Here is a 5565-nt window from a genome sequence, read left to right as displayed (position 1 = left end):
GCCCATGCCCGCCAGGCCGTCCGGACCGCGCAGGCCGCGCTGGAGGTCGCGCAGCGCCAGGTGGACGCCGCCCGCGCCGGCGTGCAGGGCGTGGCGCTGGCCCAGCACCCCGCCGTGCTGGCCGCGCGTGCGGACTATGTGGCGGCCTGGCTCGCGCTGCGCCGCAATGCGGTCGTCTCGCCGGTGTCCGGCTACGTCGGCAAGCGCAGCGTGCAGGTGGGCAGCCGCGTGATCCCGGGCACGGCGCTGATGTCCATCGTGCCCCTGGAGCAGCTCTGGGTGGACGCCAACTTCAAGGAGTCGGAGCTGCGCAACCTGCGCGTCGGCCAGGCGGCCACGCTGGAAGCCGACACCTACGGCGGCAAGGTCGAGTACCACGGCAAGGTGCTGGGCCTGTCGCCCGGCACGGGCAGCGCGTTCTCACTGCTGCCGGCGCAGAACGCGACCGGCAACTGGATCAAGGTCGTGCAGCGCGTGCCGGTGCGCATCGCGCTGGACCCGGCCGAGCTGCGCGAGCATCCGCTGCGCGTGGGCCTGTCCATGGACGTGACCGTCGACACGCACGACACCGGGGGCGCGGTGCTGGGCAGCCCGGCGCCGGCCACGCCCGCCTACAGCACGCAGGCGCTGGGCCAGCCGCTGCAGCAGGCCGAGCACGCGGCCGACGCCATCATCGCGAGGCAGTCGGCCCGCGGCTGAGGCGGCTTTCCCGGCCATCGCCGCATCAGTGGCGCAATCCGGGGCCAGTTCGGGCTTTGCAGGGCGGCTTTGTGTCAGCCCGGACATCGCGCGCATACGAACGCTTGACGCGTGCCCAGAAGAATGAATCGTCCCGCCGGCCTCCGAAGGATCTGGCCGCGGGGCGATCCACAACCCTTCTGAAGGAGCAGCCAATGAGCACGATCAGCGGTCTGGGCGGTGCCAACCGGGCCTGGGACAGCGCGCCATCAACCCGCAAGGCCGAACACGATGCGCGCTTGTTCACCAAGGTGGACAGCGACGGCAGCGGAGGCGTCGACGCGACGGAACTGGCGGCGATGCTGAAGCACGGCAACCCGACCGACGACACCGACAGCGCAGCGCTGCTCAAGCAGATGGACAGCGACGGGGACGGCAGCCTGTCCAGCGACGAGCTGAGCCAGGGCATGCGCGACCTGATGCCGCCGCCGGCCTCGACACTGGACTTCGCGCAGGCCCGTGCCGGCTCCGGCGACGAGGAGGACGGTGACGCCGATCCTTTCGCTGCGCTGGACACCGACGGCGACGGCCAGCTCTCGCGCGCTGAGTTCGAGGCCGCACGCTCGCAGCAGGGGGCACAAGGATCACAAAGCCCGCAAGGGCCGCAGGGCGCCGGCGGTCCGCCGCCCGCCCAAGCCGGTGGCGGCACGCCGGCGACGTCGGCCTCATCCTCCGCCAGCCTCGACCCGCTGGACACCAACCAGGACGGCACCGTGTCCGAGATCGAGAGGCTGGCTGGCCAGCTCAAGGAGCTGGCGAAGGCGGGCGCCGGTGCAGACGGGCAGGGCGCGACGTCCGACATCGCTGTGCTGGCCCAGAAGCTCTACGACCAGATCAGCAGGAACTGGCTCCAGCCGACCGCCCAGAGCCAGGGCGTGGACACCCGCGCCTGATTCAGCCCAGCCGGTCGGCCACCACGTCCGCCAGTGCGAGCGAGGCCGTCAACCCTGGCGATTCGATGCCCAGCAGGTTGACCAGTCCCGGCTGCACGTCGATGCGGAAGTCTGCTGCCGGCTCGCCCGGGCCGCTGAGCTTGGGGCGGATGCCGGCGTAGGCGGGCATCAGGGCACCCGCCGGCAGGTCTGGCCAGTAGCCGCGCACCTCGGCCTCGAAGGCCGGCGCGAGCGCCGGGTCGACCGCATAGTCCAGCCCGGCCGGGTCGGCGTCGGGCAGCCATTGCACGTCCGGCCCGAAGCGGGCCTGGCCGCCCAGGTCCAGCGTCAGATGCACGCCCAGGCCGCCGTCGACCGGCAGTGGGTAGATCAGTCGCGAGAACGGCGCACGCCCGGCCAGCGCGAAGTAGTGGCCGCGCGCAAAACGCAGGGGCGCCGCCACGGCGCCGAGCGAGGCCGACACCTGCGCCGCGAACAGTCCGGCGGCATTGACGACGTGGCGTGCGCCCAGCTCGAAGTCCCCCACCCGCAGTCGCCAGCCATCCCCGTGGCGCAGGCCGCCGCCTACCGGACTCGCGAGGGCCAGCGTCGCACCGGCCCGTTCCGCGTCACCCAGCAGGGCAGTCATCAGCCCGTGGCTGTCGACGATGCCGCTGGAGGGGGACCACAGCGCGCCCTCGGCCCGCAGCGCCGGCTCCAGCGCCTGCACCGCGTCCCGGTCCAGCAGCTCGAGATCCGCGACGCCGTTGGCCACCCCCTGGGCAGCCAGCACCTGCAGCCGCGGCAGGTCGGCCGCGCGCGTGGCGACGACGAGCTTGCCGCAGCGCCGGTGCGCGACGCCGCGCGCCTCGCAGTAGTCGTAGAGCAGTTGCCGGCCGCGCACGCACAGCCGCGCCTTGAGGCTGCCGGCCGGGTGGTAGAGCCCGGCATGGACGACCTCGCTGTTGCGCGAGGAGATGCCGGTGCCGATGGCCCCCGCCGCCTCGATGATGACGACCTCCCGCCCGCGCAGCGCCAGTTCGCGCGCCACCGCGAGGCCCACGACGCCGGCGCCGATGACGGCGACTTCCACCTGATCCATGGGCGCAGTGTGCCTTGCCTAGAATGCGGTCCTCGCCGCGGCGGATACCGCGGCGCCGTCCCGCCGAGGGGTGCTGCGACGGAGGCCGGGTGCCTCCGCCACGCTCGGTGGTGGCGTCAGCACAAGGGCGCCCTCTGTAAAGAAGAGGCTCTCTTGCATCCGTCAACGTCCGCATCGATACGCACCATCCTGCCGCTGGCCTTCGTCACCGGCGTCAGCATGGCGGCGATGGACCTCTACCTTCCGGCCGTGCCTGCGCTGCAGGTGGGCATGGGCATCAGCATCTCGCTGGCGCAGGCCACCGTTGCTGTCTATCTGGCGGGCCTGGCCGCCGCCCAGTTGCTGTGGGGGGAGCTGCTGAACCGCCTGGGTCCGCGCCGCTGCATGGAAGTCGGCCTGGCGTTGCTTGCCCTGACCAGCCTGGGCTGCGCACTGGCCCCCAACATCGAGACGCTGCTGGTGCTGCGCCTGCTGCAGGGCGTCGCGGCTGCGGCGGCCACCGTCGTGGCGCCCACCGTCGCGCGCGCCACGCTCGCCGACGCCGATGTCGTGCGTGGCATCGCCGCCATCTCCATGGTGGAGGCCATCGTGCCGGCCGCCGGACCCGTGCTGGGCGCGCTGATGCTGACCCTGGTGGACTGGCGCGGCACCTTCTGGGTGCTGGCAGGCCTGTCGCTGCTGGTGCTGCCCTGGGTCGTCAAGATTGCGCCGCGCCAACTGCCCGGGCTCAACATGGCCCATGACGCGAGCTACGCGGCCATCCTGCGCAACCGCAGCTACCTGCGGCTGGCGCTGTCGCACGCCCTGTGCATCGGCGCGCTGCTGACCTTCCTGGCCAGTGCGCCGCAACTGCTACAGCATGCGCTGGGCCTGGGCTCCAGCGCCTTCGCGCTGCTGCAGGTGCTGGGCGTGGGCAGCTTCATGCTGTGCGCGTCGCAATCCGGCCGGCTGGCCCAGCGGCTGGGCCATGCGCGTGCCGTCCGGCTGGGCGCCTCGGTGCAGGTGACGGCCTGTGCGCTGGCGCTGATCGGGGCGTTGCTCGGGGCGCTGCCCTATGCGGCGGTGGCGGCGTACTGGATGTGCTTCTGCGGCTCGCTGGCCATCCGCGGTCCGGCCACCTTCGTCGATGCGCTGGCCGTGCCGCCCGCGCAGATGGGCCGCGCAACGGCCATGCTGGTGCTGGCCCTGCTGGCGGCGGGCGCCCTGGGCACGCAGCTCGTGGCGCCGTTCCTGGGCGGCGAGGCCAGTGCGGTGCCGGTGTTCTGCGGCGTGCTCGTCCTGCTGCTGGCGAGCGCCGCCCTGGTGTGGCGCTACCCGGAACTGGCTAAGGCTTGACGTCGAGCGCGCGGAACGAGCGTTTGGCTTTGTCCGCGTCCTTGCAGGCCTGCTTGCCCACCTTGATCCCGCCGTCGTCGCTGAGCAGCGTGACCTGGCCGTCGGGCCAGGCGAACAGTGCTTCCGGCCTCAGCGTGCCCAGCTCAACCTTCAGGGCCACGGGCGCTTCGCCCGGCTTGCCGCTCCAGCGGAACAGCGCAAACGTGCCGTCGTCGGCCGCCGGGCCGGCAGCGACCAGGTAGCCATTGCCCACCCGTTCGAGGGAGCGCACGCCGCGGCCGCCCAGGTCCAGGCGGAGGGCGGCGCCGAAGCGCGCCGGGCCCTTGCCGTCGACCAGCTCGGCCGGATTCAGCAGCGGGATGACGATGGCCAGGCCTTGCGGGATGGGATTGCGCAGCCCGATCAGCAGGCTGCCGTCGGGGGCGGCGGCCAGTCCTTCAATGTTGAAGCCGCCTTGCGCCTCGGCCGCACGCTGGGCCGCATCGGACAGCTTCAGCGTCGCCAGGACAGGTGCGGCCAGCAGGTCGGCCAGCAGGGCGGTGTAGGGGGTGCCGACGGGTTCGACCGTCGTGCCGCGGATCGCGGTGGCGAAGAAGCGCTGCCGGTCCTCGCGCGGCTTGCCGGCGCTGTTGCGCGCATGCGAGGTGATCCAGTAGATGCGGTCGCCCACCTGGGCAGCGCCTTCGAGGTCGGCTTCCTTGTCCGCCTTGAGGAACTTGTCGAGCACCACCTCACCGACGCGGCGGGCTTCGCCACGCCGGTAGAGGGTGAGCTTGTTGTGCTCATCGTCGGCGACGATGAAGTGCCGCGCGTCGAGGGCCACGGCCGCCGAGGCGTCGCAGAGTCCCTCGTAGCGCGCTTGCGCACCGGCCGCACCCGCCACCGCACCCAGCAGCAGCGCGGCCAGCGTCTTCATGCGGCCAGCGGCTCGGTGCGTTCCGTCAGCCAGGCCAGGGCCGCGCCGCCGACCTTGGGGGCCAGGCGTTCGCGCACCGTCGCGTGGTAACGGTTCAGCCAGTCGATCTCGTCGGCGCGCAGCAGGCTTGCATCGATGCAGCGCGTGTCGATGGGGCACAGCGTCAGCGTCTCGAACTCCAGCATCTCGCCGAAGGCGTTGTTCTCCGGCGTGGCGAGGGCGACGTTGAGCACCAGGTTCTCGATGCGCACGCCCCACAGCCCCGGCCGGTACAGGCCCGGCTCGATGGAGGTGATCATGCCGGGTTCCATGGCCATGGCCGCCTCGCCGATGGCCTTGGAGATGCTCTGCGGGCCCTCATGCACGTTCATGAAGTAGCCCACGCCGTGACCCGTGCCATGGCCGTAGTCCAGGCCATGCTCCCACAACGGCGCGCGGGCGATGGCATCCAGCATGGGGCTGAGCGTGCCGCGCGGGAAGCGGGTGCGCGACAGCGCGATGGTGCCCTTGAGCACCAGCGTGTAGTCGCGCTTTTGCGCGGCGCTCACGGTGCCGATGGGCCAGACGCGGGTGATGTCCGTCGTGCCGCCGAGATACTGTCC

The 5565-nt window shown here is 72.1% G+C and carries 6 protein-coding genes and 1 riboswitch; of the genes, 3 read left to right on the top strand and 3 right to left on the bottom strand.

The annotated features are described in order from the left end of the window. On the top strand, window positions 1–699 hold a 699-nt coding region (locus VGF12_RS16810), incomplete at its 5' end, for an efflux RND transporter periplasmic adaptor subunit (RefSeq protein WP_331177197.1). Window positions 700–893: 194 nt separating this feature from the next. Continuing rightward, complete coding sequence (gene xopAW / locus VGF12_RS16805) at window positions 894–1631, top strand: EF-hand domain-containing protein (protein ID WP_331177196.1); 738 nt, start codon at window positions 894–896, stop codon at window positions 1629–1631. 1 nt (window position 1632) lies between these two features. On the opposite strand, the gene VGF12_RS16800 is transcribed toward xopAW, so the two are convergent. Next, window positions 1633–2712, bottom strand: a complete 1080-nt coding sequence (locus tag VGF12_RS16800) for an NAD(P)/FAD-dependent oxidoreductase (protein ID WP_331177195.1) — start codon at window positions 2710–2712, stop codon at window positions 1633–1635. Between the two features lie 59 nt (window positions 2713–2771). Further along, window positions 2772–2852: riboswitch (S-adenosyl-L-homocysteine riboswitch) on the top strand. Between the two features lie 13 nt (window positions 2853–2865). Here VGF12_RS16800 and VGF12_RS16795 point away from each other — a divergent pair. Next, window positions 2866–4047, top strand: coding sequence for an MFS transporter (locus tag VGF12_RS16795; protein ID WP_331177194.1), 1182 nt, complete (start codon window positions 2866–2868; stop codon window positions 4045–4047). Here VGF12_RS16795 and VGF12_RS16790 read toward each other — a convergent pair. Both VGF12_RS16790 and VGF12_RS16785 read right to left on the bottom strand, forming a co-directional pair. Beyond that, window positions 4037–4963, bottom strand: coding sequence for a DUF3616 domain-containing protein (locus tag VGF12_RS16790; protein ID WP_331177193.1), 927 nt, complete (start codon window positions 4961–4963; stop codon window positions 4037–4039). The two genes, VGF12_RS16795 and VGF12_RS16790, sit on opposite strands and share 11 nt — an antisense overlap. Continuing rightward, window positions 4960–5565: M24 family metallopeptidase (locus VGF12_RS16785; RefSeq protein ID WP_331177192.1), on the bottom strand; the 606-nt coding region annotated here is incomplete at its 5' end. The genes VGF12_RS16790 and VGF12_RS16785, both read right to left, overlap by 4 nt.

The sequence above is a fragment of the Roseateles sp. genome (assembly GCF_036404855.1).
In the GTDB taxonomy this organism is placed as follows: Bacteria; Pseudomonadota; Gammaproteobacteria; order Burkholderiales; family Burkholderiaceae_C; genus Pelomonas.
This window is presented reverse-complemented; position numbering and strand designations above follow the sequence as displayed.

Excerpts from the sequence above, each read along its gene's own strand:
- VGF12_RS16800 (WP_331177195.1), bottom strand. The coding sequence starts at position 2,712 with ATGGATCAGGTGGAAGTCGCCGTCATCGGCGCCGGCGTCGTGGGCCTC.
- VGF12_RS16790 (WP_331177193.1), bottom strand. The coding sequence starts at position 4,963 with ATGAAGACGCTGGCCGCGCTGCTGCTGGGTGCGGTGGCGGGTGCGGCC.
- xopAW (WP_331177196.1), top strand. The coding sequence starts at position 894 with ATGAGCACGATCAGCGGTCTGGGCGGTGCCAACCGGGCCTGGGACAGC.